This window comes from Mariniflexile soesokkakense (genome assembly GCF_039650365.1).
GTDB lineage: Bacteria > Bacteroidota > Bacteroidia > Flavobacteriales > Flavobacteriaceae > Mariniflexile > Mariniflexile soesokkakense.
In genome coordinates this window covers 86,350-107,326 of record NZ_JAZHYP010000002.1, presented here as the reverse complement: position 1 = coordinate 107,326, position 20,977 = coordinate 86,350, and the positions used below count along the sequence as shown (strand labels likewise).

Genomic DNA, 20,977 nt, shown 5'->3' with positions numbered 1-20,977 from the left:
TTTTTATTTTTTTTTTTTAACGCCCCATTTTTAAAAGTGAGCAAACAACTTACTATATTTGTAACGTGATACTACAAGCTACATTTTTATTCATTAGTGGTGCAGAAATAGCCTTCATACTATTTATTGTTGTTATGGTTTTTGGTGCCGATAAAGTGCCAGAAATAGCACGAAATTTAGGCAAAGGCATGCGTACACTTAAAAACGCCACCAACGATATTAAGCACGAAATAACCAAATCTGCCGACAAAAATGGCATCGATACCAGTATTGTTTCTGATGTTAAAAAAGAATTGGACAGTGTAAAAGACGATTTAGGTGATTTCACAGGTTCCGTAAAACGAAACATGTAAATCATTTGGGCGTTACCACAAGGGTCGGGCTTTACGTTACAATCTTTTTGTGTCATTGCGGAGAAAATTTTTAAATTTTCTGTGGCAATCTCTTAATTTGAAGCAATTGTATCTTCCTATGGCAAAAAGGATTTTCACTGCAATCCCTAACGCAACTCATCAGCAAACAAAAAGCATTTCAAAAATTAATCTATTTAGCTATAGTTTCCTGCTAATAGTCAATCCATCTCTTATAGGTAATAAAACCGTTTCAATTCTAGGGTCTTCTTTTAAAAGTGTGTTGTAATCTAAAACCGCCTTGGTCGAAACATCTTTCGAGTCTAAAGGCTCCACCACTTTTCCGTGCCATAATACATTGTCAGATAAAATAATACCACCAGAATTCAACTTATCAATAATTAAATGAAAGTAATTAACGTAGTTAGGTTTATCGGCATCAATAAAAATCAAATCAAAGGTTTTATCCAGCTTTGGAATAATGTCTAAAGCATCACCCAAATGCTGAAAAATTTGATGCCCGTATTCCGATTTATCAAAATATTTCCTCTGAAAATCTTCCAGTTCTTCATTAATGTCAATGGTATGTATTTCACCATCTTTTTGCAAACCTTCAGCTAAACATAAGGTAGCATACCCTGTAAAAGTACCAAGTTCCAAAATGGTTTTAGGTTGTTTTAGCTTGGAAATCATACTTAATATACGTCCTTGGTAAGGACCACTAAGCATAATGGGTTGTAATATTTTTTGATAGGTTTCACGGGTAAGTTGTTGTAACAATTCTGGTTCTGCTTCCGAGTGTGCTACTACATAATCGTCTAATTCTTCGGGTAAAAAGTGCATATTTTTTGTCAGGTCGAGTGCGGTCGAGACCTATTTTTAATTCAAAATTCTATTAATCAACTTCTTCTTCGCTGCTTCATCATCGCCACAAAGCCACTGTATCACGTTGTCCTGCCAAATAGCATCACGTTCTACTTCGGTAATAAGGTTTTGTTCTATGGCCAAATCTAGTATTTTTCCGGGATATGACGATTGTTTGGCACTTTCCATTTCACCTAAAGGATACGGATCATCCAACCCCATTAAAACTTGTTTGTAGCCTTGGTTTTTAATTAATAATTGCAAACCTCCAGTATCATGAACTAGCGTGTCAAAGAAAATATTTTTATGCCCAACTGCTTTTCTAGGATGGTGTTTGCCTTCAAATAAATCGGGTCTGCCATCAAATCCTTGTATGCGTCTGCCTAAATTAATCTGCGCCAATTGTCCGCCATGAGCAAAACAAGTTCGCATGTTTGGGTATTTCTCTTGGTAACCATTTAAAGTAAAAAAATGATACGCATCAGCACATTGCGCCAACATCCAAATTAAGTGAAAGCGCCATGATGTATTTTCTAATTTAATAAATTTCTCCCCATCATACGGGTGAATTTCAACAGCTAAATTATATTTATTTGCCAATTCAAAAATAGGCTCGTTTTCAACATCAAAAACACAACGCCATGTGCCAATAGAATCCATGTAATGCGTAGGTAAACAAAGTAGTTGTAAACCAAGTGTTTCTACGCAACGTTCAATTTCCCAACAAGCACTACGCACAAAACCTGGGTGAACCACAAAACCGCAAGTAAATTTACTTGGGTTTTCATGCTGCATACGTGCATTAAAATCATTTTGAAAGCGTAAGGCTTGCTTCATTTCTTCCACACGCAACCCATTACCATAAAGTTGCGATAGGTTTAAAACCACAGCATGGTCTATGTTGTAACGCGCCATCCATTCTAGTTTATCATGTAAAAAGAAACTTGAGTCGGTTACAGGTCGACTCCAATCTTTTTGAAGCATAAATTTTCGGTCTTTATCAACCCAAAAAATCCCTTTTTCTCGCATGAAATCGGGTATTTCCTCAGGATAAGGAAGCAAGTGTGAATGCCCGTTAATGCGAAGTTTACGTGTCATAAAACAGGTTTAAATTTTCTTGGGAGGCTCCATAACATATGTGCATTTGGTACACGTACGCTTTTCTTCGTCGCCATAAAACTTATCGAAAATTTTAGGCATATCGGTTTCAATATTTTCCAATTTAAACTTCTTTCTATATAGTAAATTGTTGCATTTTTCACAGTACCACTGCAAAGCATCTTTCATTTTTTTAGAACGCGGATACTCAATAACCAACCCCACAGTGTTGGCAAGACGTTGTGGCGAGTGCGGCACTTTTGCGGGAAGCAAATACATATCACCTTCGTTAATATGTACGTCTTTTGGCTTATTTCCATCCATAATTTTCAGTATCATATTGCCTTCAACCTGATAGAAAAACTCAGGCGTTTCGTTATAATGGTAATCCTTTCGGTTATTGGGGCCGCCAACCACCATCACAATAAATTCACCATCTTCCCAAACCACTTTATTGCCAACAGGCGGTTTTAAAAGGTGTCTATTTTCTTCAATCCAATCTTTAAAATTTAAGGGCGAAACCAATTTGCTCATATAAAACTTATTTTGGCGTTACCACAAGGGTCGGGCTTTACGTTACAAGTCCTCGCTCGTACCTCGCTGTGGGCTTTCCACTGCAATCCCTAACGCAAATTCTTTACTAATATACAAATACCTAAAAAGTTATAATGATTTTAACACGTTAAATAATTACAAACTTTTGGTACGTCCACCATCAACAGGAACGTTAATTCCGTTAATATAACTGGCACATTCACTTGCTAAAAATGTAATAACATTGGCGGTTTCTTCAGGTTGTGCAAAACGTTTCGCTGGAGTGTAGTTTTTCATTATTTCGGTCATTTCCTCAATAGTTGTGTTTTCAGCGGAAGCTTTAATTTTAATAATTTCAGCCAAACGTTCGGTATCTGTAAAACCAGGCAATACATTGTTTACGGTAATACCAAAAGCACCTAATTCAACAGATAAAGTTTTACTCCAGTTACCAACAGCACCTCTAATAGTGTTGCTTACCCCAAGCCCTGGAATAGGCTCTTTTACCGATGTAGAAATCACATTGATAATGCGGCCAAAACCAGTTTCTTTCATAAACGGAATGGAGGCTTGTGCCAATATATGGTTGCATTTTACGTGCATAGTAAAAGCGTTGTCAAATTCATCTAAACTGGCGTTTACAATATCGCCACTTCTTGGACCACCTGTGTTATTTATCAGTATGTGAAAACCATGATTTTTATCGATAAATTTTATCACCTGTTCTTGTAACTCTCTTGGGTTTGAAAAATCGGCAACAATAAAGTGGTGGTTTTCGCTATTTGGTAATTCCGCTAAAACTTGTTTGAGTTTATCTCTATTTCTGGCAACCAACGTTACGTTTACACCTTCTTTAGCCAATGCAAAGGCTGTTGCTTTTCCAATACCTTGCGTGCTTCCACATACTAAGGCATTTTTGTTTTTTAGGTTTAGGTTCATAATGTTTTAATTTCTCGTATGTTGGATGTTATCTAATTTGTTTGTCAGGTCGAGCGCAGTCGAGACCTATTCCACATCGGGATTATATTTTGAATGTGTCGCATTTCTGCATTCTGCTAAAATTTGTAACATATCAAAATCGCCGTTTGCTAATGCTAACTTTTTCTTTCCACTCCAATTTTTAATTTTCTTTTCAAAATATATTGCCTGATTTACATCATTAAATTCTTGATAAAAAACGAGTTCTAAAGGTCTTCGTTTGTAAGTGAAACAATTTTTATTCAATCCATTTTTGTGTTCTTCAAATCGTCTTGAAATATTGTTAGTCATTCCTGTATAGGTCAAACCATCAGAACATTTTAATATATAAACGAAATAGGATTTCATAGCAAACCTCTCGACTGCGCTCGAGGGGACAAATTTGTTAATTTGATGTTTTGTTTTTCATTATTGTTTCAACCCAGCAATTCTATCATCCTCAAGAATAGCATTGGTGGCTGTTTTTACTTTTTCTAAAATGGTTTTTAAATCGTCCTTTAAATCTAGTTTTCCGTCTGATAACATATTCAAAATGGCTTTGTCTTGTGCGCGACCTTGTAACATGGCTTCTCTATAACCTATATTCACGTTAAAAGTTACTAACGAATATTTAGATGAATATTCGTTTGGAAAATGTTTTTCTAAAGTCATTTCTAAATTACGTTTTTCTCTAAAAACAGCTTGGTTTACATGCCCTTTCATTTCATGAAAATTATCGATTGCTAATTCTGCAATGGCATCGGTGTCTTTTTTTCGTGATGCTTCGTAGATTTTGAAAACGGTTTCCCAGTTGCCTTCATGTTCTTCTAAAACTTTGTCAAACTCCACGACATCTTCAAAAGAGGCATTCATGCCTTGTCCATAAAACGGCACAATCGCATGGGCGGCATCACCCATTAAAAGCGTATTTCCTTTGTAATGCCAAGGAGAACATTTTACTGTGCCAAGTGGTGATGTAGGATTTTTGAAAAAATCATCTGCCAAATTTGGCATTAAATTTAAAGCATCTTTAAAGTACTTGTTAAAGAATTCAATAACACGTTCTTTGGTGATTAGGTTGTTGAAATTGTATTCGCCATCAGCATAACTTAAAAATAGCGTGACTGTAAAACTGCCATCTAAATTTGGAAGTGCAATAAGCATAAATGCTTCGCGACCCCAAATGTGCAATGCATTTTTATAGGCTTTATAATCGCCTTTTTTGGTAGGTAAAATGCTTAGTTCTTTGTAGCCATGTGTTAAATACTCTTGCGAAAAACTAAACAGGAATTTTTTACCCAAATAATAACTTTGACGCATGATGGAACCTGCGCCATCGGTAGCTATAATAACATCAGCATCTTCTATAAATTCGTTTTTGGTTTCGTAATCATGAAATAAGGCTGTGGTTTTTTCAAAATCTACCGATTTACATTTTTTGTTGAAATAGACGTTTACGTTTTTGTGCTTTTCCGCTTCATCTAATAATAAAGCATTAAGTTGATCGCGTGAAATAGAGTTTATATATTCGTGTTCACGACCGCTATAGGGTGCAAAAACCGTGTTGCCTTCTATATCGTGAAGCATTCTACCATTCATAGGAATACAAAGGGCTTTCACTTTATCTTCAATTCCAACCAGTTTCATAGCTTTATTGCCTCTATCTGAAAATGCCAGATTTATGGAACGCCCAGAATCCAAATTTACTTTGCGTAAATCGGGGCGTTTTTCGCAAACCGATACGTTGTAACCACGTTGCCCCATGCGTAAGGCTAGGAGTGAACCACAAAGTCCTGCTCCAATAATGAGTATGTTTTGTTGTTTAGTCATTTAAAATAGCTTTCAATCGTTCTACCAAATAATAGACATCTTGAAACGAATTGTATAACGGAACAGGAGCACAACGAATCACATTGGGTTCGCGCCAATCAGAAATAACACCCGCTTCGGTTAATTTGTTATGTAATGATTTGTCTGCATTTTTTACCGCTATTGAAAGCTGACAACCGCGTTCTTCAGGATTATGTGGAGTGATTATTTTGATGGTGTCTTCACCTAAATCTTTCAAAAGAAACTCTAAATACCCTGTTAGTTTTTTAGATTTTTTAATGAGTTTTTCCATGCCAACTTCATTAAAAATATTTAATGAAGCTTTAATGGCAGCCATGGATAAAATAGGTGGATTGCTCAATTGCCAACCTTCTGCACCAGGTAATTGGTCGAATTCATCACGCATTTTAAAACGCGTTTCTTTATTATGGCTCCACCAACCTGTATATCGATTGAGGTTTTTATTATAGGCATGACGCTCGTGTATAAAACAACCTGCAATACTTCCTGGACCGGAGTTGAGGTACTTATAAGTGCACCATGCAGCAAAATCGGCTCCAGAATCGTGTAAATTTAAAGCGACATTTCCAGCCCCATGTGCACAATCAAATCCTACCATGCATCCGTGTTTATGTCCGAGTTGAGTGATGCGTTTTAAATCGAAATACTGTCCAGTGTAATAATTAACAGCGCCAATCAAGATTAAGGCGATTTCATTGCCTTGCGTTTCTAAAATCGCTTCTAAATCATCGGAAATGGCTAATTCTTCACCTTTTCTAGCTTTCCAAAGTATTAATCCGTCTTTAGCATCAAATCCATGATGTTTCAATTGCGATTCTACCGCATATTTATCCGAAGGAAAGGCATCGGCTTCAATTAAAATTTTATAGCGGGTTTTAGTTGGTTGGTAAAAAGAAACCATCATAAAATGAAGGTTTGCTGTTAAAGTGTTCATAACCACTACTTCAACAGGTTTTGCGCCAACTACTCTTGCCATGTGTTCACCTAAAGATTCATGGTAATTCAACCACGGATTTTTAGCATTAAAATGCCCTTCAACACCTAAAGTTGCCCAATCTTCTAATTCTTGATACACATAGGCTTTTGTTTTTTTTGGTTGGAGTCCGAGCGAATTGCCAGTCATATAAATACAATCGTTACCATCTATATCTTTTGGGATGTGAAATTGATTTCGGTAGGATGATAATGTGTCGGCTTTGTCTAATTCTAAAGCAAAATCGAGACCTAATTTATAATTTGACAAGGTGTGATTGTTTTCGGTTTCTAACAAAAATAAGAATTCTAAAGTTAGGAATGAAGTTAATATTCTCACTTAATTTACTGCTGGATTTTTTGTATATTTAATGAAAACATGAAATTATGAGCAAGATAAAAGAATATACAAACGGAGAAACTACCATTGTTTGGGAGGCTGAAAAATGTATACATTCGGCTATTTGTGCTAAAGGCTTGCCTGAGGTATTTCAACCTAAAGAACGCCCTTGGATAAAAATTGATGCAGCAAAAACAGAGGCTTTGATAAAGCAAGTAAAGGCATGCCCATCTGGCGCTTTAAGTTTTTACATGAATAATAAAAATGATAGGAGCGCTGAGGTTTTAGAAACTAAAGTTGAGGTATTGGAAAATGGACCACTTTTGGTTTATGGCACACTGCATGTAACCCATAAAGATGGCAGAAAAGAAATTAAGAATAAAACAACGGCATTTTGTAGATGTGGTGCTTCAAGTAATAAGCCGTTTTGTGATGGCACCCATACCAAAGAAAATTTTATTGGATAAAAAAAGAGCTTCTACTTATTAGTGGAAGCTCTTTGGATATATAGAGACGCGTAACGCGGAATATTCATTGTTTACATTTATATATACGTTTTTAGTAAGTGTTTTGGATGTTCAAAGTATAAAAATTCTAAAATTAATCCAACGTAACTTTCACATCAGTAAATTTAAGGTTCCAATCGCCTTCTGCTTTTTTATGTTCTAAAGCTATTTTTATACCATTAAAATCTTGATAGTTTTCAAAAGTATTTACAAGGCTGGCTTCGGGTTTGTTACCTCTTCTAAATGCCCATTCTTTAATAATATAATTGTTGTTATAATATATGTCATAAGCATCACCAGGCGTGTACCCTCCTTCATTAGAATATGTTAAAGTGATTTTGTTCATTTCAATTTTGCTTATAGGAGCTTCAGTTTTTACAGGCTCGGAAATTGTTGCGCCTGCATCCCAAACCAATTGAAAAGGAATTAATAGCCAAAACTTATCATTTACAAAACCTTTATCTGCATTTTTTGAAATGCTATCAATAGATTTCCTGTTGTAATTAATGGTGTCATTATCAGTAATTAAAGTAACCTCGTTAGTTTTAGGATGCCATATCCAACTTCTTTTTTCGTTAAAATTAAAAGCTATTTCAGAAACTTTTTTCCAGTTTTCATAGCCATGAGCATTTGCAATTTTTTCTGCTATCGAAAGTTCTTTTTCAGCAACTTTAGTTTCTTGCTTTTGTTTGCAGGAAACATTTGTAATTAAAATAATAAGTAAAATAAGTGGTTTTTTCATGACTAAGATTTTTAGTAAAGATAGAAAACAAGTATTCAAAACTATATTAACTTAATGTTTCTCTTTTAGTAATTCAGGAAATTTAGTCTTAAAACGGTTTAATCTAGGAACAGAAACATTTTGAATATAACTATTATTTGGGTGAAGACGCTCATAGTTTTGATGATAAGTTTCAGCTGCCCAGAATTTTTGAAATGGATATACTTCAGCAGCTATTGTAGCGTTTAATTTTTTAGCAAGTGTTTCTTTTTTTTTGAGAATGATTTGTTTTTGTTCTTCATTTTGATAAAAAATGATAGAACGGTATTGTGTACCTCTATCATTCCCTTGTCCGTTTACTTGTGTTGGGTTTTGTGAACCAAAATAAACATCTACCAAAGTTTCAAAACTTACAACTTTTGGGTCGTAAATAACTTCAACAGCTTCGGCATGTCCTGTTTTGCCAGTATTGCTGGCTTCGTAAGTTGGATTTTTAGTATGTCCCCCAGAATAACCACTAATTACTTCGCTTACACCTTTTATATGTTCGTAAATAGCTTCAACACACCAGAAACAACCACTAGCAAAATAAGCTTTGGCTTTTCCGTTTTTTAAAGGAACTTCTATGGGATTTGCATTAATTACAGCTTCTTGTTTTTTGTTTGTTTGTGCGGAGTTTTGACAGCTAAACAATACTGCAATACATAAAGTGAGAATTATATTTTTCATGTTTTTCTTTTTCTACATAGACGAATAAATTTTCAATACCTTAAAAAATTACTTAAAAAATTTAGGGAATTAAAAAAGCCTTCACATGTGTGAAGGCTTTTTTAATTATGTTGTTGGCAGTTACTTAGCTTAATTTAGTAAATAATTTTGCCATTTTTTCTTTTTGTTCTTCAGCTAATTGTGCATCAACTAAAATACGTCCACTGTGTTCATCTGTAATCACTTTTTTACGAGCTGCAATTTCTACTTGAATTTGCGGTGGAATGGTGAAGAACGATCCTCCAGAAGCACCTCTTTCAATTGGCACAACTGCTAAACCATTTTTTACGTTTTTACGAATTCTGTTGTAAGCAGCAACTAAGCGCTCTTCAATTTGCTCTTGGTATTCCTGAGATTTTCCAATTAAAGCTTGTTCTTCTTTTTCTGTTTCGGCTAAGATTGCATCCAATTCACCTTTTTTATGCTTTAAGTGATTTTCGCGCTCTTTTAAACGTTCTTTAGTTTCAGAAATGATAGCTTTTTTCTGTTCTATTTGAACTTTAAATTCCTTAATGTGCTTTTCGGCTAATTCAATTTCTAATTCTTGAAATTCAACTTCCTTAGTTAAAGAATTAAATTCTCGGTTATTTCTAACATTTTTTTGTTGCTCGCTGTATTTTTTAATTAAAGATTTGGACTCTTCAATTTGATTTTTTTTGGAAACGATATCATTATCGATTACTTCTAAACTTGCAACTAATTTTTCTAATCGGATGTTTAATCCAGCAACTTCATCTTCTAAATCGCGCACTTCTAATGGAAGTTCTCCGCGAACATTTCTTATTTCGTCTATTCGAGAATCGATAAGTTGTAAATCGTATAACGCTCTTAAACGCTCTTCAACAGTTAATTCTTTAGTTTTAGCCATATTTTAAAAATACTTAACAGGATTTGTATTTGTCTTCGATAAAATGATTGCAAAATTAGTAATTTTTTCTGTAAGATATGCAACTAAAAGATTTTTTGTGAATTGCTCACTTTCATAATGCCCTACATCGGCTAATAGAATGCTGTTTTCGGCTGTAAAAAAGTCGTGATATTTTAAGTCGGAAGTTATAAAAGCATCAGCACCAGTGGTTTTAGCGGCTTCAATAGCAAAACTACCCGAACCACCTAACACAGCAATTTTTTTTATGTTTTTATTTAAAAATGCAGAATGACGCACGCATTTGGTGTTCATTTTATCTTTTACAAAGGCTAAAAAGTCCAATTCTGTTATAGAATCTTCTAGTTCGCCCACCATTCCTAAGCCAATATTCTGATTTTTATTCTCTAAAGTTATGACTTCGTAAGCCACTTCTTCATAAGAATGCGATTTAAAAAGTGTTTGCAATATTTTAGATTCTAAATGTTTAGGAAATGTGATGGTTATTTTAGTTTCCGCTTCGGTATGTAAAGTCCCTTTTTGTCCTTTTACGGGATTTGTGTTTTCGTTGCCATTAAAAGTACCATAACCTTCTACATTAAAACTACAATTGGAGTAATTACCAATAATGCCAGCGCCAGCGCCAAATAAAGCTGTTCTAAGGTGTTCAGCTTCATTTTTTGGAACATAGGTGGTTAATTTTTTTATGGTTTCATTTTGTGGAATAAGAATGCGTTTATTTGTTAATCCCAAAATATTACAAATCATATCGTTTACGCCATGTAAAGCATTGTCTAAAGCGGTGTGTATGCTATAAATGGCAATATCATGTTTAATGGCTTTCATTACCACACGTTCTACATAACTTTTACCAGTTAGTTTTTTTAAACCTTTAAAAATAATAGGGTGGAAGCTAACGATAAGATTGCAGTTTTCAGCAATGGCTTCATCTACAACGGCTTCAAGTGTGTCTAAAGCAACTAAAACTCCAGTTATTTTAGTGTTTTTATTGCCTACTAAAAGCCCAACGTTGTCAAAGTCTTCAGCGTAAGCTAAAGGCGCAAATTCTTCTAAATGGTTGATGACGTCTTGAACAATCATGAATTAATTTGTTTGTATCAAAGATAAAATATTATTTTCGCTATGGTGAAACATCCATAACTAAAAATTTAATCATCCAGAAGAATGATTATTTGGATGTTGCGTATGACCTTTAAAAAGGAATAAGTTTTAGCACATGAAATTAATTAGAAACATATCGGTTCCTTTTGTACCTGTGTATTATGCGATTACCAGTTTAAGAAACAGATTGTACGATTTGGGTATAAAAAAATCGATTTCATATGGGTTTCCAGTAATATGTGTTGGTAATTTAAGCGTTGGTGGAACGGGTAAAACACCTATGATTGAGTATTTAATTGATTTATTGAAAGCTGATTATAAAGTTGCAACCTTAAGTAGGGGATATAAACGAAAAACGAAAGGTTTTCAGTTAGCTAATGAATTCTCTACCGCTGAAAGTTTAGGAGATGAGCCATTTCAGTTTTATAATAAGTTTAAAACAGACATTCTTGTTGCTGTAGATTCTGATAGGGTTAATGGAATTAACCAATTAAGACAGCTTGACAATGCGCCAAATGTTGTTTTGCTAGACGATGCTTTTCAGCATAGAAGGGTAAAAGCCGGATTAAATATTTTGTTAACTACATATAATAACCCTTATTTTTCAGATTATGTATTGCCAACGGGTAACTTGCGGGAGCCCAGAAATGGTGCCAAACGAGCAAATATTATAATCGTTACCAAATGCCCCAATAATTTAAGAGATGAAGAAAAAAGTGATTTTTTAAAGAAAATTGCTCCTAAAACCTATCAGCAAGTTTTTTTTAGCTCTATAAACTATTCTAATGATGTTCTTTCTTTAGAAGGTAAAAAAAGTTTAGATACTATAACCAGTTTTTGTTTGGTAACTGGTATTGCAAATGCAAATCCTTTGGTTGAATTTTTAAATGAAAAAGGGTTGCAGTTCGAGCATTTAAACTTTAAAGACCACCATGAGTTTTCGGCACAAGATATTTTGGCTTTAGAAAAAAAGGAATTTATTGTTACTACCGAAAAAGATTTTATGCGATTGAAACATTATACAAGTTTAAAAGATAAACTCTTTTATTTGCCCATTGCCGTTTCAATTAGCAATGAGGCTACAATAAATAAGCTTATTAAAGACTTTGCAACTTGTTAAGTGGTTGCTGATGTATTGTTTTTTGATGCCAATGCATTATAAAGTTTTTTCTCAAACTCTTCCTGTTTAAATGGTTTAGGAATTATATCTGTAAATCCAGCTTCTTCAAACTCATGCATTTTATCTTCAATAGTAACCGCAGTTAATGCAAAAATAATCTGTTCTTTATCAAACGACCTAACAATTTTTGTAGCTTCAATACCGCTAATACCTGGCATATGGATATCCATTAAAACAATATCATACTTGTTGGCTTTTATCATATCAACGGCGTCTTCACCGTTATCTACAATATCGCATTTAAGAGCCATTTTTGTTAAAATCTTTTTGGTAATCATTTGGTTGATTTTGTTGTCTTCAACCACCAATATTTTAACATTTGTTAAATCTAAATCGCTAGCATTGCCACTAAAATATGTTGTTTTAGTTTCTTTGGCTTCCTCAATGGGAGAGTGTTCTAAAGGAATTTCAAAATAGAATGTTGTGCCTTTTTCAAGCTCACTTTTCACATATATTTTTCCTTTTAAAATATCGATTAAACCTTTTACTATGGAAAGGCCTAAACCTGTACCTCCATATTTTCGGTTAATTTGAATTGAGCCTTGAGAAAAACTTTCAAACATGTTGTCCTGTTTTTCTTGGCTAATACCAATACCGTTATCTTCAACTTCAAAACGTAAGGTGTAAATTTTACCTTGTTCCTCAATTTTATAAATCCGAATCCAGATATCACCATCTTTAGTAAACTTAATGGAGTTTCCTATTAAATTGATGAGTATTTGAGAAATTTTTAGTTGGTCAGCTATAAAGTTTTCTGGTAAATTTTTATCGAATTCTAAATGAATTTTAACATTATTGTCTTGAGCCGAATTGTTTAAGGCTAAAACAATATTATTTATTTTTTTCTTTAAATTGAAAGGTTCTGGTTCAACATCTACTTTATTGGCTTCAATTTTATTAATTTGAAGAATATCGTTTATAAAGGTCAGTAAATAATCTCCTGAAAATTTTAACGATTTTAAATGCTGAACTTGCTCTGGTTTTGGGTTTTCTTCCAACAACATATTGCTTAAGCCAGTTACGGCATATAGAGGTGTTCTTAACTCATGGGTTACGGTAGATAGGAAGTTTGCTTTGGTTTTTGATGCTAATTCTGCTTTTTCTTTGGCAATAATAAGTTCTCCATTTTTTTTATGAAGCATATTATTTGTTTTTAGTCTGATGTTATTGTTTTTGTAAAGCGACAGCGTTAATAAAGACAAGATGGTAATTAATGCAACGCTTAAAATAGAGATTAATGTACTTAAACTATTATCGTCTTCGGCTTTTTCTAATTTTTGAAACATTTCATTGTTTTTCTCTAAGGCATCGTTTAAAAGATATTGTGTTTCTTCGTCTTTTGAATAATTAGCACGTTTTAAATTAGTTAGAGAATCTGAAAGTTTAACATAATTATTTAAATAATCTCTTGACGACTTATAGTCTTGTATGTTATTGTAAATCTCACTTAAAGCCAAATAACCATCATTGAGAATGCTTGAGAATTTATTGTCAGTTGCAAGTTTAACACCTTCTAGTGCATAGGTTAACGCTTTTTCGTTGTTGTTTAATTTAGCATGAACTAAACTATGGGCAATTAAAGCATCGCTTTGTGTTTTTAATAAATCGTCTTTTTTTGCCAAGGCTAAAGATTGCTCTATAATATCTCTGGCTTTTTTGTGGTTTTTTAACTTGAAGTATGTTTTGCCTTCGCACAATAGTACATCTGCCAATTCTGCGTTCAAAGCTTCTTCTTCAAATTTTGATTTTGCAGACCGGTAATAATCTAAAGCTTGATTGTAATCTTTTTTGGCAACATAAACATCACCGAATACTTTGTAAGAGTTCCCTAGATTTTTGTTATCGTTTATAAGACGTTGCACTTCTATGGCTTTTGTAAGCGATTTTATAGCTTTATCACTGTCGTCTATTGTAAGTTGAAGCCTACCTTTAATAGCGTAAATGATACCGATACTTTTTTTGTTATCAGATTGTTCTGCTAAAGTTAAAGCATCATCAAGATTTTTTTGCGCTTTGAAGTAGTTGAAGTTTTCCAACTCTGTTTGCGATTGCGAAATATGATAGTTAATGCTATTTTGAAGCAATTCTGGGTCGTCACTTATTGTTTTTTGTGATGAAACCGTTATGCTTAAAAGCATCAATGCAATATATATGTAGTTTTTGATTTGGGACATTTTAAATAAATATTACAGGCAAATATAATTATTTTATCGACAAAACACACTTTTTCTTCGATAAATTACATATTAAGTCAATAATTCTTTTAGAATAGCCTGTTTCGTTATCATACCAGCCTATTATTTTTACCATATTTCCTATAACGGATGTCATATCAGAATCGAAAATACAAGAATGTGTGTTGCCAAGAATATCAATGGAAACAATTGGGTCCTCGGTGTATTCTATAATGCCATTGTACTTATTTTTAGCAGCTTCTCTAAATGCATTATTTATGGTTTCTATAGAAACGCTCTTTTTTACATTAAAAGTGATATCGGTTAAAGAGCCATTTATAACAGGTACCCTAATACCGCAACCGCCAATAACATTTGAAAGTTCTGGGAATATTTTTGTTAATGCTTTTGCTGCTCCAGTAGTTGTAGGTACTATAGATTGACTTGCAGCTCGCGAACGACGTAAATCTCTATGTGGTTGGTCGTGTAAACTTTGGTCCGTAGTGTAGGAGTGAACCGTAGTAATATATGCTTGGTTGATGCCGCACAGTTTATCTATAACATCAATCATTGGTGCTGCATTGTTAGTGGTGCACGAGGCGTTGGAAATAATGGTTTCCGTACCATCAATACTATCATCGTTTACACCCATTACAATAGTCTTTATATCGTCTTCAAGTGGAGGTACACTTAAAATAACAGTTTTGGCACCATTATTTATGTGATTTTGTAAATCTGATTTGGTTTTGAACTTTCCAGTGGCTTCAATAACAAAATCAACTTGATAAGGTTTCCAATTAATGTCTTTTGGATGTTTATGGTTTAAAAGCACCACTTTGTTGTCATTAACAATTATGTGTGTGTTGTTATGTGTAACAATACCATTAAAACCGCCATGTACACTATCGTATTTAAGTAAATGGCTTAGCGTTTTAGCATCGGCTAAATCGTTTATAGCAACAACTTGAATATCTTTATAATCTTGAAGAAGTCTAAAAACGCGTCTTCCAATTCTACCAAATCCATTGATAGCAATATTAATCATAATTAATTGATGTGTTTTTGAGCCTTGTAAGAAGAACGTACTAATGCACTACTTTCTACATGGCGAAAACCTAATTCTAAACCAATGGTTTCGTATTCATTAAATTGATCTGGTGTGATAAATTGCTTAACAGGTAAGTGTTTTTTACTTGGTTGCAGGTATTGACCAATTGTAACTACATCTACTTCATGATTTTTTAAATCTTGAAGTGTTTGAATAACTTCCTCTCGGGTTTCTCCCAAACCAAGCATAATGCCAGATTTTGTGCGTCGTTGTCCTTGTTGTTTTAAATACTTTAAAACACCCATGCTTCTGTCGTATTGTGCTTGAATACGTACCTCGCGGGTTAAGCGTCTAACAGTTTCAATGTTATGCGATACAACTTCTGGTGCTACATCAACAATTCTATCAATATGTTGTTCAATACCTTGAAAATCTGGAATTAAAGTTTCTAAAGTAGTTTCTGGGTTCATTCTGCGTACTGCTTTTACGGTTTCAGCCCACATAATGCTTCCCATATCTTTTAAATCGTCTCTATCAACACTTGTTAAAACAGCGTGTTTGATATTCATTATTTTTATGGAACGCGCTACTTTTTCTGGTTCATCCCAATCTACGGTTTCTGGTCTTCCTGTCTTTACACCACAAAACCCACAAGAACGGGTACAAACATTTCCTAATATCATAAAGGTAGCAGTGCCTTCACCCCAACATTCACCCATGTTTGGGCAACTACCCGAGGTGCAAATGGTGTTTAGTTTGTATTTGTCTACTAAGCCTCTTAATTCGGTATATTTTTTTCCGGTCGGAAGTTTTACACGTAGCCATTTGGGTTTAGCTAGTCGTTCTTCTGGTAAAATATTTAAAACGGTTTCTGAATCCATATGTATTTAAAATAAAGCACAAAGATACAAAGTATTCTTTTAAAAGTATCTTATAAAGACATGAGATACCACACACTAAATCCTATTAAAAAAGCAATACCTAATAAACTTAATAGATGTAGTTTTTTTGATGGATGCCATTCTTTTGGCGTGTGGTTGCTAGAAATTAAAGTGTAATTTATTATGGCATAAAAAGGTGCTGTAATGAACGAAAGAATAGTGGCTATTTTAATGAGTAAACCCATTTCTGAAGCTAAGAATAGAAAAATGAAAACCGTTCCAATGAATAATAAAGTAATCCAAAACGTGTAATTAAATTTTGAAGATTTTTTAAATAATAAACTGGAGGTCTTTGCCATAGCTCTTGGCGACGCGTCTAAGGTTGTTAACGTGGTGCTAAACATGGTTGTAAATGCAGCGATACCAATTACAATATATGCCCAGTTTCCAAGGTTTTTGGTGTACATATTTATTAATTGTCCTGAAAATACACTGGCCGAACTGCTAAATGTTTCCCCACTATGAAACATAACTAAAGTGCCTAAAAGCAAAAAGCCAATACCTATAATTATGGTGCTTAAATAACCCAAATTAAAATCGAATAGTGCCGATTTTGGTGAATATTCTTTAGTCTCTTTGTTTTTTTCAATTGCCCAAAGTGATTGCCATACTGAAACATCTAAAGGTGCTGGCATCCACCCCATAAAAGCTATAAGAAACCCAATTTCTAAAGTATTTGTTGGTAACACTTGTTGAAATGAAAGTGGTTCGGTGTTATTTGTTAGTGCGATACCAACTGCTAAAATGGTGCTAATGGTTAAAGTAATAATGATGATTTTCATTAACCTATCAAGTATTTTATACTTGCCTAAGGTTAAAATAATTAAACAGATAAAAAGTATAATGACTGTCCATATTTCAATACTGGTTATTGTTTTGTTTCCAATAGAAAAAGCTTTAAAATCGCCAAAAAGACTAGAGGCTAAACCTGCTGTTACAATGGTTACTGCTGTTTGAATGGTGAACATAACCGCTAAGTTCAAAATATAATAGGTAGCTAAAACACCTTTGCTTAATTTGTTGTAACCTTCCAATAAACTTTCGCCTGTAGCGGTTGCATAGCGAGGACCAAATTGAAAAAACGGGTATTTACATATGTTTACTAAAAGTAATGCCCATATTAAACCCAAACCAAAATCGGCACCAGCACGTGTTGATTGTACTAAATGTGAAACACCAATGGCCGCACCAGCAAATAATAAACCAGGTCCTAGGTTTTTAAGTTTCGTAACCATCTACTTTTCCTGAATAATTTCAGCTAATAATTTTTTTGCCCGCAATAGCTTCACTTTTACATTATTTATTGGCTCTTTAAGTTGAATAGAAATTTCTTTATAGCTCAACTCTTGAAAGTAACGTAAATTTATAATTTCTTGATAATGTGGCTTCAATTTTTTAATATCACGAAGAAGTTTGGCTAAGTGTTGCTCGGTTATAAGTTCATCTTCGGGCGATGGCGATTCATCTAAAATTTGATATACCGATTTATCATCATTAGAAATGATTTGTGAAATAGAATTTTTTTCCTTTCTCAATAAATCTATATGGATGTTTTTTGAAATGGTAATTAACCAGGTTTTAAACTTGTAATTACTGTCGAAGGTTTCAATTCGGTCAAAGGCTCTCGAAAATGTTTGAATGGTTATGTCTTCTGCATCATTTTCATTTTGAATCCGCTTTAATTGAAAACCATAAACGTCATCCCAAAAGGTGTCTAACAAAAAATTAAACGCTTTTTGGTCGTTTTCTTTTGCACGTTTAATAGCTTCGTTTACTTCCAATGATTGGGTTTTGAGATAAGATTGTTTATAAAGATAGTTAATTGCGTTATAATTAAAAAAACTTCTAAAAATGGAAGCATGATTAAAAGGTCTTGTTCTCCCAATTTTTTCGATGATAAGCCAAAAATCGTGTATTGCAGCGTAAGCCTTATTAATATTAAACCAACTACAATTTGCCATTTAAATGTGGTAATAAGGAGAATGGGTGCAATTACCCAAAATATTAATTGAGTACTGTAAAGCAGGGCTAATAAGATTTTATGGTTTAATTTATAATATTTAGCTGTTGAAATATGGCGTCTTTTTTGTTTAATCCAGTCCTTAAAGTTTGTTTTTGGTAATGATAGAGTAAAACTGTTTTCAGAAAAACAAATGGCTGTATTGTCTTTGGTTGCGACTTGATTTATAAATAGATCATCATCACCCGATCGTAGTTTTATATGGTTAATAAAGCCATTGGCATTAAAAAATTCTTTTTTTGCATAAGCTAAATTTCTACCAACCCCCATATATGGAATACCAACTTTCGCAAACGAAAAATATTGAACCGCTGTAACTAAAGTTTCAAATCGAATAAGTTTATTTAAAAATGATTTTTTTATTTTTGAATAAGCGCCGTATCCTAAAACAATGCTTTGTTTATCAGTAAAATGAGTACACATATTGTGTATCCAATATTTTGAAACAGGTTTGCAATCGGCATCTGTAAATAAAAGATAATCATTTTTTGAAGCTTTAATCCCAAGTGTTAGGGCATATTTTTTGTTGCCCCAAAATGCTTCTATATTCTTAACATCAACAATTTTAATATTGTTGTGTTCTGCAGCAAAGGCTTCTATAACTTCAAGTGTGTCATCTGTAGAAGCATCGTTAATTAAAACAATTTCAAAATCGGGATAAATTTGGGAAATAATTGAAGGTAAAAAATTTTGAAGATTTTTAGCTTCGTTTTTAGCACAAATAATTACCGAAACAGAAAGTTTTTTTGTTTGTTCTTTTTCGGGTTTTATAAATGCAAACTTAGAGAAGAAAAAAACATAATAAACAACTTGAATAACTACTACAGCAATAAAGCTATAGTAAACAAAATCAAGAAAACCCATATAAAACTATGAGTGTTGAGGTTCGTTGCAATCACCAAATTGTTCCGGTGTTTTTCCGCAAAAACCACAGCTATCACCATTTTTATTAAGCATGGGGTTTTGGCTTGCACATGTGCCAGAAAATTTGCCGTCTTTTTTAGCCCAAATTTTTATGGCAATTCCTGCAATTCCTAATCCCAATAAGGCGATTGTTATTAAAAGAAGTTTCATCTGTTTTTTATTGTTTTTTTATAGGTTAGATGTTGCATCCATATTACCATTCTTATGTATGCTGAAATTTTAGTAATGGATGTTTTATCTGTTTTTTTATAATTTACTGCAAAGATAAAGTATTTAGATAATAATTTATAAAAGTTTATTAATTGATGAGGAATTAAATGTAGTCATAAAAAAAAGCCTCATTCAATATTTAAAATGAGGCTTTTCTTGAGGGATTTTGCTATTAAATCTATTGTAAATCTATTTCGGCTACCATATTATCTAGAGACGCTCTTGTGTTTCCGCCTTTAGGTTCAATAGTGATGTTTAAGGCTAGTGCATTTTCAGTATAAGGTAAAAATCTAAGTTGCCTATCGGCTTCATTTAAAATACCAAGACTTACCATTTTGCCTTGTAACTCTGCCCATATTTGGTAGCATTGGTCTTCTGGTAATTTTGGTAAAGACACCACATCGATCATCGATGTTTTTTCTTTAGGATTTATATAAGCAACCGTTTTTAAATTTTTTGCACGACTATTGCCTTGCATAATGTATTTATAAGTATTAGGGTCATTAAGTTCCATAAATTGGTTCATAATGTCATCTAGCTTTTTGTTGTTGGCATCAATGTCGCTACGTAAATCAAAAATTTCATCTACAACCACTTGGTTTTCATCGGCCAGCTTTTGGTTTTTTAGATGTAAAAAATAAGAATTTCCGGCAAATATTAGAGCAGCGATACTGGCAGCTACACTAAATTTATACCATAATTTTTGTTTTGTTGCAGTGTTCATATTTACAACAGGCGCTTCATCAAGTTCAACTAAAATATTATTTAAGATGCTTTTAGGGACTTCAACTGCATTGCTTTTAGCAACTATTTCTAAGTTGTATTGTAATGTGTTGTATGCATTCTGTACTTCCGGATATTTTGAAATATAAGACTCAACCATATCTGTCTCTGCAGAAGTAGTTTCACCTAATAGATATTTTTCTAGTAGGCCAGAACTTAAAAAAGTAGTTATTTTCGCATTCATGACTGTTTTTTTAAGGATGATAAATTTTTTTCAATTCACGCAATCCAATTTTTAATCTCGATTTTATAGTACCCAGTGGAATATCTAATTCTTCGCTGGCTTCTTGTTGGGTCATGCCCTCAAAAAAGAGAGCATTTATTACTATTTGATATTTTTCGTCCAAACTGCCCAGGTGTTTTTGCATATCCATAACATCCTGATTTAATTCGTCCGCCGATATCTTATATACGTTAGAATCTTCTAGTTGGACTTCCTTGCCGCCTTTGTTTTTTTGCGACCTAACTTTATCTATAGCAGTATTATAGGCAATTCTATAAAGCCACGTGAATAATTTAGCTTTACTGGAATCGTACTTTTTTGAGTAGCGCCATATTTTTACAAAACTTTCTTGAAGTACATCCTGTGCCGTATCATCGTCGGCTATAATTTTTTTTATAACACCGTATAAAGCATCTGCATAGTTTTCATACAGTATGGTAATGGCTTTTTTGTCGCCACGTTCCAATAAACCAACTATTTCTTTTTCTATAGATGAAATCAAGGTGAATAGGTTTAAAAAGTTAAA

The 20,977-nt window shown here is 33.4% G+C and carries 23 protein-coding genes; 3 read left to right on the top strand and 20 right to left on the bottom strand.

Annotation, left to right across the window (positions count from 1 at the left end):
• Window positions 1-65: 65 nt before the first annotated feature.
• On the top strand, window positions 66-353 hold the full coding sequence (locus VP395_RS04525) for a Sec-independent protein translocase subunit TatA/TatB (RefSeq protein WP_346240541.1): 288 nt from the start codon (window positions 66-68) through the stop codon (window positions 351-353).
• Window positions 354-551: 198 nt separating this feature from the next.
• Here the strand turns inward: VP395_RS04525 and VP395_RS04520 are convergent, their stop codons facing one another.
• The 7 genes from VP395_RS04520 to kynU form a co-directional block, all read right to left on the bottom strand.
• The gene (locus tag VP395_RS04520; protein ID WP_346240540.1) at window positions 552-1,193 is read right to left on the bottom strand and encodes an O-methyltransferase; all 642 of its coding nucleotides are present in this window, start codon (window positions 1,191-1,193) and stop codon (window positions 552-554) included.
• A 36-nt stretch (window positions 1,194-1,229) separates the two neighbouring features.
• A complete protein-coding gene (locus VP395_RS04515) occupies window positions 1,230-2,312 on the bottom strand; it encodes an amidohydrolase family protein (protein ID WP_346240539.1) in 1,083 nt (360 codons plus the stop codon).
• Window positions 2,313-2,321: 9 nt separating this feature from the next.
• Complete coding sequence (locus VP395_RS04510) at window positions 2,322-2,846, bottom strand: 3-hydroxyanthranilate 3,4-dioxygenase (protein ID WP_346240538.1); 525 nt, start codon at window positions 2,844-2,846, stop codon at window positions 2,322-2,324.
• Window positions 2,847-3,002: 156 nt separating this feature from the next.
• Window positions 3,003-3,785: an SDR family oxidoreductase gene (locus tag VP395_RS04505; RefSeq protein ID WP_346240537.1), complete on the bottom strand. Its 783-nt coding sequence runs from the start codon at window positions 3,783-3,785 to the stop codon at window positions 3,003-3,005.
• A 66-nt stretch (window positions 3,786-3,851) separates the two neighbouring features.
• Complete coding sequence (locus tag VP395_RS04500; protein ID WP_346240536.1) at window positions 3,852-4,172, bottom strand: GIY-YIG nuclease family protein; 321 nt, start codon at window positions 4,170-4,172, stop codon at window positions 3,852-3,854.
• A 60-nt stretch (window positions 4,173-4,232) separates the two neighbouring features.
• Window positions 4,233-5,633 (bottom strand): FAD-dependent oxidoreductase, encoded by a 1,401-nt coding sequence (locus VP395_RS04495; protein ID WP_346240535.1) that lies wholly within the window; start codon window positions 5,631-5,633, stop codon window positions 4,233-4,235.
• Window positions 5,626-6,897: a kynureninase gene (gene kynU, locus VP395_RS04490; protein ID WP_346241004.1), complete on the bottom strand. Its 1,272-nt coding sequence runs from the start codon at window positions 6,895-6,897 to the stop codon at window positions 5,626-5,628. The genes VP395_RS04495 and kynU overlap by 8 nt, the downstream gene beginning before the upstream one ends.
• A 116-nt stretch (window positions 6,898-7,013) precedes the next feature.
• On the opposite strand from kynU, the gene VP395_RS04485 reads away from it, so the two are divergent.
• Window positions 7,014-7,433, top strand: a complete 420-nt coding sequence (locus VP395_RS04485; protein ID WP_346240534.1) for a (4Fe-4S)-binding protein — start codon at window positions 7,014-7,016, stop codon at window positions 7,431-7,433.
• A gap of 133 nt (window positions 7,434-7,566) precedes the next feature.
• Here VP395_RS04485 and VP395_RS04480 read toward each other — a convergent pair whose 3' ends face one another.
• From VP395_RS04480 to VP395_RS04465, 4 genes are all read right to left on the bottom strand, one after another.
• A complete protein-coding gene (locus VP395_RS04480; protein WP_346240533.1) occupies window positions 7,567-8,214 on the bottom strand; it encodes a hypothetical protein in 648 nt (215 codons plus the stop codon).
• Between the two features lie 51 nt (window positions 8,215-8,265).
• Window positions 8,266-8,922 carry a peptide-methionine (S)-S-oxide reductase MsrA gene (msrA, locus tag VP395_RS04475; RefSeq protein WP_346240532.1) on the bottom strand — a complete coding sequence of 219 codons (657 nt, stop codon included), beginning with the start codon at window positions 8,920-8,922 and terminating at the stop codon, window positions 8,266-8,268.
• A 124-nt stretch (window positions 8,923-9,046) separates the two neighbouring features.
• A complete protein-coding gene (locus tag VP395_RS04470; RefSeq protein WP_346240531.1) occupies window positions 9,047-9,829 on the bottom strand; it encodes a zinc ribbon domain-containing protein in 783 nt (260 codons plus the stop codon).
• Window positions 9,830-9,832: 3 nt separating this feature from the next.
• Window positions 9,833-10,927, bottom strand: coding sequence for a Nif3-like dinuclear metal center hexameric protein (locus VP395_RS04465; RefSeq protein ID WP_346240530.1), 1,095 nt, complete (start codon window positions 10,925-10,927; stop codon window positions 9,833-9,835).
• Between the two features lie 136 nt (window positions 10,928-11,063).
• On the opposite strand from VP395_RS04465, the gene lpxK reads away from it, so the two are divergent.
• The gene (lpxK, locus tag VP395_RS04460) at window positions 11,064-12,068 is read left to right on the top strand and encodes a tetraacyldisaccharide 4'-kinase (RefSeq protein ID WP_346240529.1); all 1,005 of its coding nucleotides are present in this window, start codon (window positions 11,064-11,066) and stop codon (window positions 12,066-12,068) included.
• On the opposite strand, the gene VP395_RS04455 is transcribed toward lpxK, so the two are convergent.
• From VP395_RS04455 to VP395_RS04415, 9 genes are all read right to left on the bottom strand, one after another.
• Window positions 12,065-14,302, bottom strand: coding sequence for an ATP-binding protein (locus tag VP395_RS04455; protein WP_346240528.1), 2,238 nt, complete (start codon window positions 14,300-14,302; stop codon window positions 12,065-12,067). The two genes, lpxK and VP395_RS04455, sit on opposite strands and share 4 nt — an antisense overlap.
• 28 nt (window positions 14,303-14,330) lie before the next feature.
• A complete protein-coding gene (gap, locus tag VP395_RS04450) occupies window positions 14,331-15,347 on the bottom strand; it encodes a type I glyceraldehyde-3-phosphate dehydrogenase (RefSeq protein WP_346240527.1) in 1,017 nt (338 codons plus the stop codon).
• Between the two features lie 2 nt (window positions 15,348-15,349).
• Entirely contained in the window at window positions 15,350-16,231 is an 882-nt protein-coding gene (gene lipA, locus VP395_RS04445) for a lipoyl synthase (RefSeq protein WP_346240526.1), read from the bottom strand.
• 50 nt (window positions 16,232-16,281) lie between these two features.
• Window positions 16,282-17,526, bottom strand: coding sequence for an NRAMP family divalent metal transporter (locus VP395_RS04440; protein WP_346240525.1), 1,245 nt, complete (start codon window positions 17,524-17,526; stop codon window positions 16,282-16,284).
• The gene (locus VP395_RS04435) at window positions 17,527-18,072 is read right to left on the bottom strand and encodes an RNA polymerase sigma factor (protein ID WP_346240524.1); all 546 of its coding nucleotides are present in this window, start codon (window positions 18,070-18,072) and stop codon (window positions 17,527-17,529) included.
• On the bottom strand, window positions 18,063-19,175 hold the full coding sequence (locus VP395_RS04430) for a glycosyltransferase (RefSeq protein ID WP_346240523.1): 1,113 nt from the start codon (window positions 19,173-19,175) through the stop codon (window positions 18,063-18,065). The genes VP395_RS04435 and VP395_RS04430 overlap by 10 nt, the downstream gene beginning before the upstream one ends.
• Window positions 19,176-19,181: 6 nt before the next feature.
• A complete protein-coding gene (locus VP395_RS04425) occupies window positions 19,182-19,385 on the bottom strand; it encodes a membrane or secreted protein (protein ID WP_346240522.1) in 204 nt (67 codons plus the stop codon).
• A 238-nt stretch (window positions 19,386-19,623) separates the two neighbouring features.
• Window positions 19,624-20,412: an anti-sigma factor domain-containing protein gene (locus VP395_RS04420; protein ID WP_346240520.1), complete on the bottom strand. Its 789-nt coding sequence runs from the start codon at window positions 20,410-20,412 to the stop codon at window positions 19,624-19,626.
• Between the two features lie 10 nt (window positions 20,413-20,422).
• On the bottom strand, window positions 20,423-20,953 hold the full coding sequence (locus VP395_RS04415) for an RNA polymerase sigma factor (protein WP_346240519.1): 531 nt from the start codon (window positions 20,951-20,953) through the stop codon (window positions 20,423-20,425).
• Window positions 20,954-20,977: the final 24 nt, after the last annotated feature.